Origin of the sequence: Geomicrobium sp. JCM 19037 (assembly GCF_000698105.1) — a bacterium.
In the GTDB taxonomy this organism is placed as follows: domain Bacteria; phylum Bacillota; class Bacilli; order Bacillales; family Marinococcaceae; genus Geomicrobium_A.
In genome coordinates, this window is sequence record NZ_BAWZ01000011.1 from 1 (window position 1) to 14818 (window position 14818).

Here is a 14818-nt window from a genome sequence, read left to right on the forward strand (position 1 = left end):
GACTACGCAACGAGGAAAATGTTTAGTTCATTCTATATAGACCACCAATCTCCTAAAAGTTACCAATATTGAGCATTCATTAGCACCGCAGGTGTTCAAAGCAGTGAAAAATGATCTAGATCACCATGAATATGATCTAGATCCCCTATATATGAGAAAAACAGTCCTTTTACCGTGATCTAGACCATTTTGGACGTGATCTAGATCGCGGATCTCCTAATCATTCCCAAATAAAGTGTAGCAAGAGGTTTATGTGAGCAAAAATCACCTCAACTTCGGGAGAGAGTAAAATCAAGCTTCTTCGTACACTTGGATGTCGGAAGATCTCGCTAGCATCGCTCGCTCAGCTCGATGCGGAAGCGAACATGACGGGCTGTGTAATTTTATACTGTGACTTCAAAAAATAGTCTCGTCTTTATGCTCTATTTCTTCTTCACTATAAAGAAATAGAACGATATTTAATGGACACTCATATGCTTTTGCTATTGTTGATCCTTAATACAAAGGTATTTCTAAATCCATTTTGTCTCGAGTAAAACAAGAATAGTCTCTTTCCTATTTCCTCTTTAAAGGTCGTGTCCGATCTGATAAGCGTCATCTAAGAATGTGTTGTAATAGTTCTTAATCTCTTTTTGGTCAATGCCTTCTGCGAATGTGTTTAAGAACAAGTGGGTCTCCGTATCTTGAATGCCAATGTAGTTGCTGATGCCTCTGTTTAATTGGATGTTAATCGCGGATGTGAATTCTTGCTCTTTATAGAAGTTTCGATCGACGCCTCCTAGACCAATAAATCGTACCTTATCAACGATGCCGTCTTTTCCTTGGCCATATGCACCCCATAATTAATCACGCGATCGACATACCCCTTCATAATCGCGGGCATCCCGTACCACCAGATTGGAAAAATGAAGACGAGGGCATCACTTTCTTCTATATGTTTGACTTCTTTCATGACTGTCTCAGTGTACACATTATTTTTGGATTCAAAATCTGGTTCATCTTTCTCGAACAGAACAGGGTTAAATTCTTCTCTATATAAATCAACCACGTCAACGATATGACCCTTTTCTTCTGCACCATTAACAAAACGCTCCGCCACTTTCATCGTTAATGCTTCTTTTCTTGGGTGAGCAACAATTAATCGAATTCTCATGAGATCAAAACCATCCTTTTTCATTTGATGTTGTAACCATAAACCTACAGTGCTTGTAGGGTCAACGGATTTACCTCGACCATTAGTTGCCAAATCGCATAACTCTTTGACACATGGGGGAGGTGCTCATAAGAAAACTCATAAATGTCGCCTAGTACTCAATGTCATTCTTGAGGATATGTTCTCTTAGTACATCATAATAGGTAAAGCTTTTCGAATAATCATCTTCAATGGTGAACGTTAAGTATGTTCCTCTTCTTATAACGTGCTCCTGATAGCCTTCAATTGGCGAAGATCCTTCAATGATAAAAGACGTTGCGTAGGACTCACCGTTCAAGAAATTATTTTTCTCTAAAATGAAGCCTGTTCGTGTATTGATAAAATCAACATCAGAAGCAATTGGTAGAAACGCACGATAACATTCTGTTTCTTGATCTTCTGTAGAACGAATCTGCACAGGCTTTACACAAACTACTTTTTCCTCGCGCTGTTGAATGTCGAAGTGGTTACGCTGTTGGTTCAGTTGATCTAAATCGCTTAATTTGTTTTGAATGCTGTTCTTTAGTAAGGATAACTGCTTTATTTCATCATCAATTTTATCAATGAGTTTGCTATAGTTCTCTTTCATTTCAGGTAGGGTGCCTTCTTTAGAAAAGAGATCACGTATCTCATTTACGCTGCCACCCATTCGTTTCAATAGGTTTAAGCTGTGTAATTTCCTTGTTTCTTCTATTGAATAATACCGGTAGCCATTTTCTTCATTTACGAAAGAGGGTGTGATTACCCCTAATTTATCGTAATAACGCAATGTTTGTTGAGGGATATTAAACATCGATGCGATTTCCCCAATTTTGTATGTTCTTTCATTTACCATAAAAACCCCCTTTGAAAAATTACTATCCCTTTTTATGGCGATATGTTAAGTAGCCGTACAGGGAAAATGCATATAACAATACAGAAATGGTAGTTATTATAATAGCAAATAAAGGACTTATATCAGAAACTAAAATGACAAGCCAAGATATTGGTATTATTGGAACTAGTAGTATATGAGCATTTACGAATTTTAATTTTTTTCTAGGGATGTAATCCTTTACGATGTTAGATACTATGATGCTCCCTAGCAACAAACTTAAGGCTGTTAAAGTTATTAATTGTAATATATTTGCCATATACACCTCCAGAAATTATGGGCGTACTTTTATGACGCTCTATATAATTCTGTAAGGAACTGTTTTGAAAGAAACCAGATATGAGAAGGAGCCAAAGATGAAACATACATCCCATGGGGCGACTTCACGGACGGTCTCGATCGAACAGCAGAAGACGCTGCTCGCCAATTCGTAAGTGTCTGGTTGACTACGTGAGGGCGCGATAACTTGCAAGCTCCTCTGTTCGTACCCTAGCTCACAGTAGATGCACCAAAAAAGAAAACCAGCATTACTGCTTTCAAATTGTCTCCTCCTGGAATGCCCGTTTCTAACAAAGTACTAATGAACAAGCACGCCATCAACTGTTTACAAACCAACTCCAACAAACGCAAATGGAGATCCGACCTTCTATACGACTCGAGCAGAATGCTGCCTGCTTCTTCTCCTTCTCGTCACTAGAACTGCTGAGAATAGCACGCTAATGATGCCCACGCCTTGCCAAACTGCCAATGTATCATTCAGAACGAGCACTCCGGTTATTACAGCAACGATCGGCTCAATGGTAGCGAGAATTGATGCTTTACTCGCTTCAAGATGTTTCAATCCGGTTGTATAAAAAACATATCCGGCAACGGTTGAAACGAGGGCGAGCAGTACACTAGAAACGAGCACATCTGGATATGTAAATAACTCCACTTTAGCGGTCACGTCACTAGCAATTAGCATAAACACACTTGTGTATAAAACGTATACGTTGTGATGGTGAGTGGTGAGTAGCGGTCGGTAATCGGTTTTGTAAAGATGCTATACAATGCGTAAAAGAATCCTGAAAGAATGCCCATGCCAACAACAGATAGTGGCAAGCTTGAGGAACCATATGGGAGCAGCTCCACAACGAAGGCACAGCCAATGACAGCGAGACCAAGCGCAATCATCTTTGTTTTTGTGAGAGCCTCTTTAAAGAAAATTCTCGATAAGATGGTAACAAATAAAGGCCCAGTATAAAGCAGCGTAACAGCGAGTGAAATGCCAGCTTGGGCGAACACTTCAAAGTAAAAGTAATTAAAAAAAGCGATGCTAATGATGCCTGCACCTGCAAACACAAGATGATCACGCAACTTTGTAGCGAGGTGTTTTCGGAAAAATAACATCATTAATAAAAACATGAAAACAAACGTGAAGACGCCACGAATCGCCACGACTTCCCAAGGCGTGAATCCGCGATCATACAGGGGGGATACGAAAACGCCAATTAACCCCCAAGCGGATGCACCAAGAATGGTATATAAGTATGCTTTTCCTCTAGCCATGCAGATGTTTCCTACCCCTCTTTTTTCTTCCAACCATACCACGAAACATTAAGAAGATAAAAAGTTTTCAAAGTAATTGTAGGTTCGAAACCAAAAATTGTATCATTTATAAAAAAGTTAGCTTTTTGTAAACGGTTTCTCGTAAAATATTGAAAATAACTATCTTTATTCAAAAGATTCTTGTCTGTAATGCATTTCTGCAATTGATACGATGTAGCAAATACGAAAAAGACAGCAGGAGGAGATTTGAATGGCTGAAGAAACGAAAGTGAAACAATATCAGGCACTGAACTGCATACAAAAGGTGGATTCAAGAAGCCGCACTACGCATGCTCAGTAACAATCTCCATCCAGATGTTGCTGAAAATCCTGACGATTTGGTCGTCTATGGTGGCATTGGAAAAGCAGCGCGCAACTGGGAAAGTTACGATGCGATTGTAGATAGTTTAAAGACATTAAATGATGATGAAACATTACTCGTTCAATCGGGCAAGCCGGTAGTCGTATTCAAAACACATAAGGACGCTCCAAAAGTGTTGATTGCCAACTCCAACCTCGTACCTGCTTGGGCGAATTGGGATCATTTCCATGAGCTTGATCAAAAAGGACTCATGATGTATGGACAAATGACAGCGGGGAGCTGGATTTATATTGGTTCTCAAGGCATTGTCCAAGGAACGTACGAAACGTTTGGTGAGTTAGCGAAGCAACATTACGATGGCAGCCTCGCGGGTACAATTACCGTCACCGCTGGTCTTGGTGGAATGGGTGGTGCACAACCGCTTGCGGTAACACTTAATGGGGGCGTATGTATTGCCATTGAAGTGGATCAACATCGCATTCAGCGCCGGTTAGATACAAAGTATTTGGACGTTTCCACCGATTCAGTTGATGAGGCATTACGTATGGCTGAAGAAGCGAAAGCAAAGAAAGAAGCATTATCGATTGGATTGTTAGGGAATGCTGCAGAAATCCTACCTGAATTCATTGAGCGAGGATTCACACCAGAAGTCCTTACAGACCAAACATCTTCTCACGATCCGCTAAACGGATATGTACCTACAGGTCTAAATCTAGACGAGGCGGATGAACTACGCGCTCGCTCACCAAAAAGTTATACAGAGCAATCAAGAAAAAGCATTGCTGAGCACGTAAAAGCGATGCTCACTCTTCAGCAAAAAGGATCGATTACGTTTGATTATGGCAACAACATTCGACAAGTGGCGAAAGATGAAGGAGTCGAAAATGCGTTTGACTTCCCAGGATTTGTACCCGCATATATTCGCCCACAGTTTTGCGAAGGAAAAGGACCTTTCCGCTGGGTCGCCTTGTCAGGAGATCCGGAAGACATTTATAAAACCGACGAAGTGATTCTTCGTGAATTTAGTGACAACGAGCACTTGTGTAATTGGATTCGCATGGCGAGAGAGAAGATTTCTTTCCAAGGACTACCATCTAGAATTTGCTGGTTAGGGTATGGTGAAAGAGCGAAATTTGGGAAGATCATTAACCAAATGGTCGCAGACGGTGAATTAAGCGCACCGGTTGTTATTGGACGCGATCACTTAGACTCAGGTTCGGTTGCTTCACCAAACCGTGAGACAGAAGCGATGAAAGACGGAAGTGATGCAGTCGCTGACTGGCCAATCCTCAATGCGATGATTAATAGTGTCGGTGGCGCTAGTTGGGTGAGTGTGCACCACGGTGGTGGTGTAGGTATGGGGTATTCCCTCCATGCAGGCATGGTTATCGTTGCTGATGGAACGAAAGATGCAGAAGCTCGGCTTGAGCGTGTGCTTACAACAGATCCGGGAATGGGAATTGTACGACACGTAGATGCTGGCTATGATGAGGCTATTGACGCTGCGAAGAGACATAAGATGAACATTCCGATGTTAGATCAATAGAAAGGAAGATTGTACATGTCAAAAATCGTTTATATTTCAAATGCTGCGCAAGTGGTGACAATGAAAGGCCATAGTGAACAACCTGCTAAAAAAGAGAGAATGTCAGAAGTAGGCATGATTGAACACGGCAGTGTGCTTATTGAAGATGGTGTCATTTTGGCGGTAGGAACGGATCAAGACATTCGCGCAGAATACAGTGAAAAGCTTGAGAATGCAGAGGTGATCGATGCCACTGGAAAGACGGTTACCCCTGGACTTGTTGACCCGCATACACATCTCGTTCATGCAGGTACACGCGAAAACGAATATGCGATGCGCCTTGAAGGCAGAAGTTATATGGACATTATGAACGCAGGTGGCGGAATTCATGCGACGACACGGGCGACGCAAAAAGCGACTTCAGAAGAATTATACGAGCAGTCGCACCGTCGCCTGAACAAATTTTTGCTACACGGTGTGACGACAATTGAAGCGAAAAGTGGGTACGGATTAACACTTGAACATGAGCTTAAGCAATTGCGTGTCGCTAAAGAGCTTGAAGGGGATCATCCGATCGATATTGTGTCTACGTTCATGGGGGCACATGCTGTGCCCATGGATGAAAAAGAAAATCCAGAAGCATTTGTGGACCGTGTCATTGATGAAATGATGCCAGTGGTCGCTGAAGAGAAACTTGCGCAATTTAATGATGTGTTTTGTGAGCGTGGTGTATTCACGCCTGATCAGTCAAGACGAATTCTAGAAGCAGGGAAAAAGCACGGCCTTATTCCGAAAATCCATGCAGATGAAATTGAGCCATATGAAGGCGCAGAACTTGCTGCTGAAGTGGGTGCCATTTCCGCTGATCATTTACTCAAAGCGAGCGACCGTGGAGTTGAACAAATGGCTGAAGCGGGTGTAGTGGGTGTGTTACTACCAGGAACAGCCTTCTTCTTAATGGCAGAGTTCGCCGATGGCCGTAAGATGATTGACAAAGGTTTACCCGTAGCACTTTCGACAGATCAAAATCCAGGCTCCTCACCGACGATTTCTTTGCCATTTATTATGAATCTCGGCTGCTTAAAAATGGGGATGACACCTGAAGAAGTGTTGACGGCAAGACGATCAATGCGGCACATGCCATTGGTATGGAGGAGAAAGTAGGAAGCCTTGAAGTTGGGAAGAAAGGCGACGTTACGATCTTTGATGTGCCGAACTATTTGACCTTATCCTATCAATACGGCATGAATCATGTCGATACGGTCGTTAAAGAAGGCAAGACTCTCGTCCGTGGTGGTTCATTAGCATGAGTGGCTATCCGTACCCGCAGCTCGACCGACCACAAAGAGTTTGGACAAAGAAAGCAGAGGCGACCGAAGACGTAAAAGTTCACGAATGGATTCGACCTGTCGAACAATTGACAGATTTGAATGATGTGGACGTAACAATTCTCGGAGTTCCTCTGTCAAAGTCATCCATTAGCACTTCGGCAGCGAGTGAGAACCCAGAAGCGATGCGCGCCGCTTGGAAATCGTTCCAAACGTACAACTTGGACGAAGATGTCGATCTTGCATCCCTTCAAGCCGTTGACTTAGGGGACGTCAAGCAGCATGTGACGGATATTCATCAAACGCACGAGAACATCACAAAAGCGATGGAAGCGATGAGGGTTCACCATCCGCACACACTTCCAGTGTCCTTAGGTGGTGACCACTCGATAACAGCGATGCTCGTAAAAGGATGGAAAAATGCTCATCCTAATGAGCGAATCGGGATTTTGCAATTGGATACACATTTTGACTTGCGAGACCCGAATGAGCTCGGCCCTGCAAATGGGACGCCCATCCGGTTTTTAATTGAGAACGGGGTCATTGAAGGCAAGCACGTGCATAACATTGGTCTCCATGGTTTCTTTAACGCCAAGGACTTAAAAATATACGCAGATCAACATGACATTAACTATAAAACGATGAAAAATACGAGAAAAGCCGGCATTGGATCGGTCATTCAAGAAGCATTGGAAACACTAAGTAAGCAGGTAGATACCATCTATTTAACGGTCGACATGGACGTGCTTGATATCGTTCATGGACCCGCAGCTCCCGCCGCCACACCTGGTGGCATGTATACAGAAGAATTATTCGAAGCTGTTCAACTGGCAGGTGAACATGAACGCGTGAAGGCAATGGACATTGTTTGTCTTGATCCTCGAAAAGATGTTGGGGAACAAACCGTTAAAGCTGCCGTTCACACCATGCTCAGTTTTCTTACCGGATATAGCAAAAGAAAAGAGGCGTAGTTGCCTCTTTTCTTTACACCGGTCGTTGTGTTGAATACAGGGGGATGAAAGATGAAACAAACATCGAGAACCGTTGAAACTGCGAATAACCGTCTTTCTTACGTGAAGTTATGGAGCACAATGATTATCGGTTTTCTTTTCTTTTTGCTTCCAATAAAAGTAGACGGAGCTTGGACCATTCCATTTGATGTCTTTGTGTCTGGCATACAAGACCACTTTCCGCAAATGGTCGCCTTTTACGTATTGCTCATCATTTTGTTGAGCGCTGTACTTAGTACAATCGCTTTTATTCAAGAGCGCTCGAATACTGAATGGAGTCGTGATTTTTCGTATTTTCGGACGAGCATACCGTTTTTAATCTTTCGTTTGCTCGGTGCTGTTTTTGCGATTATGATCGTCTTTAATATCGGTCCAGAAGCGGTGCTTTTGCCAAATACTGGACAGCTCATGTATCACAATCTTGTGTCATCTGTAGCAGTCATTGTTCCTTTAGGTGCTTTCTTTGTCACGCTTTTCGTTGCTTTTGGCGGATTGGAATTTATCGGAACATTATCAAAACCGATTATGCGACCCCTTTTCAAAGTGCCAGGCGTGCGTCGTTAGACATTGTCGCATCCATTGTAGCAAGCTACTCAGTCGGCATTTATGTGACGAACAAAATGTATAACCAGAGCCGATACTCCGCTAAAGAATCTATCATAATCGTGACGTGTTTTTCGTCTGTAAGCATTGGATTTTTTGCTGTTGTCGCTTCAACATTGGATTTGTTGCATCTGTTTCCCCTTATCTTTTTAAGTGTCACATTTGTCATGATTGTGCTGGCTGCGATTCTCGTTCGGATTCCACCTCTTTCTAGGAAACCAGATACGTTTGTGGGTGAACCGGTGGAAGAAGAACAACCTGAAGGAAACTTATTCAAGGCAGCACTACGGATCGGTGCAGCCGGGCAAAAGAATCTAATCAGTTATTTAAAGAACTGTTTAGTGGGTTGCTAGATGGTGGTAAATTAACGATTCTAATCTTACCTACGATTCTATCTATCGGGTTGTCTGCCATTTTAATTGCAGAATATACACCTGTTTTTCAATGGATTGGAAAGCCGATGGAACCACTCATCATGTTGTTAGGCATACCGGATGCGCATCTCGTAGCACCGGCATCACTCGTTGGAATTGCAGAGATGTTCTTGCCTGCGTTGTTTGTCGTTGAGGCCGCAGTTGAAGCGAAGTTCTTTATCGCTGTTCTTTCCTTATCTCAAGTATTGTTTTTCTCAGCGGTCATTCCGCTTTTAATGGAAGTGGATGTACCGGTCACACTAAAAGATATGCTCATTCTGTTTGTGCTCCGTACACTCATAGCGATGCCGATTATCGCCGTGATTACTCATATCGTATTCTAATTGACTTTTCACAAGGAAAAAAATACAATGAAAACAATTACACTAGTCAATAGTTGATAGTTCGTGTGTAATGTTTAAGGTTAGTGAGTGATTGGGATGCCTTTAAAAACAACCGGAAGAATCGGACAATCCGCGCTTTTGCTACTATTAGAAGAGGATTGTGCACATATTGAAGAACAATTGCAGCTTTCCAACTGGCAGTTTTGCAAAGGGAAAGTTGGATCAATGGATACACATAAAGTTGTTGCCGCTATTGAAACGGCAGCAAAGAATGAGAAGATCATTAACAAAGACCTTTACCGAGAAGGGCATGCGCTTTATCACGCGATTATTGAAGCGATGCAAGGGGTTACAAGAGGGCAAGTCCAGCTAGGGTCGATGTTACGTACGGTTGGTCTTAGCTTTTCCATCGTGAGAGGTCGACCGTATGACGAACCCGAAGAAGGGGAATGGATTGCCGTATCTCTTTATGGGACAATTGGAGCCCCGGTAAAAGGCGCCGAGCATGAGACGATTGGGCTTGGCATTAACCACATATAAACGGCCCACAGCCAATAGACACTAGGGGGCTATATGAAACCGTACATCGTACGGTTTTGTATAGTCCCTTTTTTATATTGAAAAAAGGAGCGGTCTAATGATTACATTAAATGGACATTCACTTACGATCGTACAAATGAAAAAGATCTTGTTTGATAAAGAACGTATTCAGATTGATGACTTGAGCTTGGAGAAAGTAAAAACATCTCGTGAAGCAGTAGAACGAATTGTTGAGGATGGCGATGTCGTGTACGGCATTAACACGGGATTTGGTAAGTTAAGCGATGTGCCCGTACCGAAAGAAGACGTCGTGGCACTGCAGCGCAACTTAATTCATTCTCATGCTTGCGGTGTCGGAGAGCCTTTTCCAGAACCTGTCGGGCGTGCGATGCTCATTCTTAGACTCAATGCGCTTCTTAAAGGCGTTTCTGGGGTTCGCCCTGTCATTGTTCATACGTTAAAAGATATGATTAACGCAAACCTTTCACCGGTCGTTCCGCAACAAGGGTCTCTCGGCGCAAGTGGAGATCTTGCTCCCCTCGCTCATTTAGCACTCGCGCTCATGGGAGAAGGAGACGTGTTTGTAAAAGGAGAAGTCCGCCCTGCCCTGGAAGTGTTAAACGAATACAACATTCAGCCGGTCACATTACGAGCAAAAGAGGGTCTCGCGCTCATCAACGGGACGCAAGCGATGACAGCAATGGGGGTCATTGGATACCTTGAAGCGGAGAACTTAGCTCAATATGCCGATCTTGTGAGTGCGTTGACGATCGAAGGGCTTCAAGGCATTATTGACGCTTTTGATGAGGACGTACACATCGCAAGGGGGTATGAGGAGCAAGTTGATGTTGCAGCGAGAATTCGTGACTACCTTGAAGGAAGCCGACTGACGACGCGCCAAGGGCAATTGCGAGTGCAAGATGCATACTCCATTCGTTGTATTCCGCAAGTGCACGGAGCATCTTGGCAAACGTTGAAGTATGTAAAAGAGAAGCTCGAAATTGAAATGAATGCAGCGACCGACAATCCACTAATCTTTGACGATGGTGAAAAAATCATTAGCGGAGGGAATTTTCACGGTCAACCGATTGCATTTGCTATGGACTTCCTAAAGATTGCCGTCGCAGAACTCGCGAACATTTCAGAACGAAGAATTGAGCGGTTAGTGAATCCACAGCTCAATGATTTGCCAGCATTTTTAAGCCCGCAACCTGGAATTCAGTCTGGGGCGATGATTCTCCAGTATACAGCTGCTTCCCTAGTTTCTGAAAATAAGACACTAGCTCATCCAGCAAGTGTGGATTCAATTCCATCGTCAGCGAATCAAGAAGATCATGTGAGCATGGGGACCATTGGTTCTAGGCATGCGTATCAAATTATCCAAAATGCGAGAAAAGTATTAGCGATCGAGGCCATCTGTGGCATGCAAGCTGCGGAATACAGAGGCAGTGAAAACCTTGCGAAGAAGACGAAACAGTTCTATACCGAAGCAAGAAAAGTGGTTCCGTCCATTGAGCAAGACAGAATCTTTTCAAAAGATATTGAACAACTAGACCATTGGCTAAAAACGAGAATGTGCGAGGAAGTTACGCCCGTCGTTTCTTGAGTTGTGAACGTTCGCTCTTTTTTAGGAGGGAAAGGGGTGGGTCGTTGCCGGTCGTAAAGTTGTCCACAGATAAAGGTGGGTTACGGGTGGTAAGATTTTGCTTAATTAACGAGGTGCATGATTGAAAATCAAAGCATAGAAACTAGAAATCACACCATATCAAAGTCTATGGTGCGATTTTAACCTCATACGCAAGCAAATCCGCAAAAATCTGTCCATAGAGCGTACCCAAATAATTCGGCTCTGTTCGTTCAGGATAAGGGGAAAAATAATTTCTCTTTCTTAAGTAGTGACAGTTTAATAATTTCATCATAAAACGGAGGAAGCTTAACCGCTCCTCCCCGGTCTAGTAGGCACAACGAACACAAAAGAGTTGATGTCGCGCTTCTACTCTGAAATTGAATCGCCACATCAACCAGCAACACTGTTTTTGAGGTAAAATTAAAGCTCAACATATTTAAACTGCCACATTCCAGGACGGTCCAAATCTTTACGTGCAAAAACCGAACAATTCTTCATCCCTCTCAACACCTTTAGAGAAGAGGGCGGGAGTTCTAAGCACTAATTGGATGAATTGGAACTGTTTGCAGCCGTTGACGCAGCAGTCACGGCAATAACGACACTCGCTTCAATGGCCATAATTGTTTCGTATACTGCTTTAGAAACAGGTAAATCTTTGTTCACTTGTTTCAGATGTTTACGAACCGATCGTTCTTCTTTACTATCGGGATAGACGATGCCAAGAAGCTTGCTTGCATCAATAAGTGATAACAACACGATGAGCCGTTCTTCTTCACGATTGAACGGCGTTTTTTCTTGCGCTTTTTGCAAGACGGTGTTGAACGTTTCACGCAGTCCAGTTATGTTGTTTTCTTCACGTAAATGATACGTATAGTGAGGGAAAATCCAGAGGAATTTATGTTCTTTCACGTCTAAATACGATTGTTCCTCGAGGTGATAAGCCATCACATTTGGCAAATTCTTATGAGCTGTCGTTAGTTTGTACACCCAATCTTTCGCTGAACGTTTACGCTTATCGTTTTCAATAATTTGCAACGTTTTTTGAAGAACAGGATCTTCGTGTTCACGATGAATAACGACAACTTTATCCTTTTGCAATTCTACATTTGCAGACAACATCAGCTCGGCGATTAACGCCCCGCTCAATCCGTATGGAAGCGCAGAACTACTGCGAACATACACCCGATCTTTTTCTGGATCAATCGCTGTAAGCATTAACATATCGGCTAAAGTTAACATTCCGATTCACTCCTTTAAATTATATACGTTGCGAGTTGTTGGAAGGATTCAGAAAATACTTTAAGAGTAAAGAAAAAACACTAAATACCACTGGCAAAAAAATATAAAACAACAACGTGCCGGAACCTGTGTTTAACGAAATGACGAGTACAATCATGGTGGTTAAGCTAAACAAAATTGTTGGTCCCTTCCATGTTCCGAAACGAGACAAGTAGTAATGGGCAGGGGCTATAATGAAGATGGTTATGAGTGTGATGCTAAAGAATGTTAATATGACGGTTATTCCAAATGAATGATCTGTGATTGCTGAATGTATCGCTAGGAAATGGTGAAATATACCTCCCAAAAATGAATAGATGACACTAACGATAATGGATGTGAGAGCCATATCTCGGAATAAGTCGTTCGTATTCATTATTACCTCCGCCTACCTTTTATTCAAATCCCCCGATGTCATACCACAACTTACGATAATCGACCCAACCTAATGTGTTCATTTCCACCCCATGTAAATTCTTGGGGTAAAATGCGTATTGCGTTAATCGATAAAGGTGAACATGCGTGTATTGACTTAATAGGTTGCGTTCGATGTGGAGTAGTTTGTTTAGTGCATCTGTTGATTGCAAGGCTTGTTTCACGTCATGAAGAATATCTTCAGGCAGATGAGTGTTTAATATGCTCTGACTGCTTAGAAAAGCCATCATATAAGTAAATAGCGGTGATTCAAGAAATAAGTTTTCTCCAAGTAGTAAATCAGCTCCTGCATGTTCACGGTGGAACTGGTCATAAGGCAACACTCGTAAACGCATACGAATTCCATACTTGAATAGGTGATCAATGATGAGTTGAGCATCTGCTTCATTTCCTGCTCCAGCATACGTGTAAAGCTGTAACGTTTCCCCGCTATATTTACTTTGTTGCAACAAGCTAGCTCCTCGTGTTTCGCTTCTTGCGCATGTGTCTTGTTCAAACTCTTGCACCATTCGCTCAGCTTTTGAAAATCGTTTGCCTTGGTAGCGTTCAAGTAATGAGCTGACGGGAAGAAGATGACAAATGGCTTCTCTCAAAAGGTCGTTGTTGGCTAAGGTGCTGTGTTCATATTTAAAGTTAGAAGTTTACTTCCTCGGTCCACTTTTTCATAACTTTCAAGCCGGTCATCCACACGTTCATAATAAGGGTAATGATAGAAATTTAACGGAACATCTTTCTCGTTAAAATGTTGTGCCGAAGGATAATTGTAAAGTTCAGGATAAAAAAACATGCCAACCATATCAAGCAGAGGCCTTGTGTGAAAGTGTTTTGAGAATGCGTGCATGATGAACTTTTTGTCTGTGAAGCTTGTTACTTCAAATGGCCCTGTTCCTACAGGCAGAGACGACCGTTCAACGGGAGTAATCGCAGCTCCGAGAGACGCAGCAATATGAAGCAAGTGTGGTTGTGAAGATTCAAATGTAATGCGCACAACATATCGGTTTAGTGTTTCAATCGTATCCATATCTTTAAATGCCCAATGATAAGGTGATTCTTTTATACGTAAGTGTTGTAAGAGGCTTTCCTGAACGTCTTTGGCTGTCATTTCTTTACCTGAATGGAATTGAACGTCTTTGCGTAAATAAAATGTCCATTGCTTGTTGTTGTTTTGTACGTGCCAATGATGTGCCAGGTCAGGTAAAAATTGCTCCGTCCGTTCATCATAACGAACGAGGCAGTTATAAAGATGCTTCATCACATGGTTTTCAGAACGACGGTGAACATGTAACGGATGTAAGCTCGTAAAGCTTCGGTAAGAAGGAAGAATAATCTGGTCTTTGGATGTCGTATTTATGCTTGCTTCAGTTCGAGTCATGTCGGTCATAAGCCAATCAAAAAACTGCTGTAACTCGGTATGAGGCAGAGAAAAGCGATGCAAAAACCCAAGAGCATCATCAATCGTTTGTGATGTGGCTACTTGTTTTGCTTGATCAATTAGAAAATCATTACGGCTAATGTGTAAACGAATGGACGAGATTCTGCCACGTCCACGACCAGCAGTCCACGTAATCCACCCCGCATCTGTCAGTTTAGCAAGTACTTTCTTCGCATTGCGATCTGTACAAGAGAGGATTGAGGATACACGTGGAAGCCGAATGAGAACAACAGTATTTACTTCTTTAATTTGATCTAATAACCGTAAGTAATATTCAATCAGGTGCACCTCTTCACCTCCTAAAAGGG

14 protein-coding genes and 1 pseudogene are annotated in these 14818 nt (G+C 42.6%); 8 read left to right on the plus strand and 7 right to left on the minus strand.

What is annotated here, in order from left to right:
- Nucleotides 1-778: 778 nt before the first annotated feature.
- The 4 genes from JCM19037_RS22450 to JCM19037_RS08030 all read right to left on the minus strand — a co-directional run bounded on the left by JCM19037_RS22450 (nucleotide 779) and on the right by JCM19037_RS08030 (nucleotide 3614).
- Nucleotides 779-1246, minus strand: a complete 468-nt coding sequence (locus JCM19037_RS22450) for an NAD(P)H-dependent oxidoreductase (RefSeq protein WP_052363691.1) — start codon at nucleotides 1244-1246, stop codon at nucleotides 779-781.
- Nucleotides 1247-1304: 58 nt separating this feature from the next.
- Entirely contained in the window at nucleotides 1305-2027 is a 723-nt protein-coding gene (locus tag JCM19037_RS08025) for a MerR family transcriptional regulator (protein ID WP_042399759.1), read from the minus strand.
- 685 nt (nucleotides 2028-2712) lie between these two features.
- Nucleotides 2713-3030 (minus strand): EamA family transporter, encoded by a 318-nt coding sequence (locus tag JCM19037_RS27005; RefSeq protein ID WP_238544612.1) that lies wholly within the window; start codon nucleotides 3028-3030, stop codon nucleotides 2713-2715.
- Nucleotides 3024-3614, minus strand: a complete 591-nt coding sequence (locus tag JCM19037_RS08030; RefSeq protein ID WP_238544613.1) for a DMT family transporter — start codon at nucleotides 3612-3614, stop codon at nucleotides 3024-3026. Before JCM19037_RS08030 ends, JCM19037_RS27005 begins: the two co-directional genes overlap by 7 nt.
- 329 nt (nucleotides 3615-3943) lie before the next feature.
- Here JCM19037_RS08030 and hutU point away from each other — a divergent pair, with 329 nt between their 5' ends.
- The 8 genes and pseudogenes from hutU to hutH all read left to right on the plus strand — a co-directional run bounded on the left by hutU (nucleotide 3944) and on the right by hutH (nucleotide 11344).
- Nucleotides 3944-5521: a urocanate hydratase gene (gene hutU / locus JCM19037_RS08035; RefSeq protein WP_152548987.1), complete on the plus strand. Its 1578-nt coding sequence runs from the start codon at nucleotides 3944-3946 to the stop codon at nucleotides 5519-5521.
- A gap of 15 nt (nucleotides 5522-5536) precedes the next feature.
- A pseudogene (hutI, locus tag JCM19037_RS08040) lies at nucleotides 5537-6810 on the plus strand (imidazolonepropionase).
- Nucleotides 6807-7799: an agmatinase family protein gene (locus tag JCM19037_RS08045; RefSeq protein WP_042399762.1), complete on the plus strand. Its 993-nt coding sequence runs from the start codon at nucleotides 6807-6809 to the stop codon at nucleotides 7797-7799. Before hutI ends, JCM19037_RS08045 begins: the two are co-directional and overlap by 4 nt.
- A 51-nt stretch (nucleotides 7800-7850) precedes the next feature.
- Nucleotides 7851-8402 carry a hypothetical protein gene (locus JCM19037_RS25005; protein WP_152548988.1) on the plus strand — a complete coding sequence of 184 codons (552 nt, stop codon included), beginning with the start codon at nucleotides 7851-7853 and terminating at the stop codon, nucleotides 8400-8402.
- 44 nt (nucleotides 8403-8446) lie between these two features.
- Entirely contained in the window at nucleotides 8447-8794 is a 348-nt protein-coding gene (locus JCM19037_RS25010) for a hypothetical protein (protein ID WP_152548989.1), read from the plus strand.
- Entirely contained in the window at nucleotides 8788-9198 is a 411-nt protein-coding gene (locus JCM19037_RS25015; protein ID WP_152548990.1) for a hypothetical protein, read from the plus strand. Before JCM19037_RS25010 ends, JCM19037_RS25015 begins: the two co-directional genes overlap by 7 nt.
- Before the next feature lie 96 nt (nucleotides 9199-9294).
- Nucleotides 9295-9738, plus strand: a complete 444-nt coding sequence (gene hutP, locus JCM19037_RS08055) for a hut operon transcriptional regulator HutP (RefSeq protein WP_042399952.1) — start codon at nucleotides 9295-9297, stop codon at nucleotides 9736-9738.
- 97 nt (nucleotides 9739-9835) lie between these two features.
- Nucleotides 9836-11344: a histidine ammonia-lyase gene (gene hutH, locus JCM19037_RS08060; protein WP_042399764.1), complete on the plus strand. Its 1509-nt coding sequence runs from the start codon at nucleotides 9836-9838 to the stop codon at nucleotides 11342-11344.
- 561 nt (nucleotides 11345-11905) lie between these two features.
- On the opposite strand, the gene JCM19037_RS08065 is transcribed toward hutH, so the two are convergent.
- The 3 genes from JCM19037_RS08065 to JCM19037_RS08080 all read right to left on the minus strand — a co-directional run bounded on the left by JCM19037_RS08065 (nucleotide 11906) and on the right by JCM19037_RS08080 (nucleotide 14798).
- Nucleotides 11906-12604, minus strand: coding sequence for a GPP34 family phosphoprotein (locus JCM19037_RS08065; protein WP_042399767.1), 699 nt, complete (start codon nucleotides 12602-12604; stop codon nucleotides 11906-11908).
- 434 nt (nucleotides 12605-13038) lie between these two features.
- Nucleotides 13039-13527, minus strand: coding sequence for a hypothetical protein (locus tag JCM19037_RS08075; RefSeq protein WP_042399773.1), 489 nt, complete (start codon nucleotides 13525-13527; stop codon nucleotides 13039-13041).
- Between the two features lie 158 nt (nucleotides 13528-13685).
- The gene (locus JCM19037_RS08080; protein WP_042399777.1) at nucleotides 13686-14798 is read right to left on the minus strand and encodes an ABC transporter substrate-binding protein; all 1113 of its coding nucleotides are present in this window, start codon (nucleotides 14796-14798) and stop codon (nucleotides 13686-13688) included.
- Nucleotides 14799-14818: the final 20 nt, after the last annotated feature.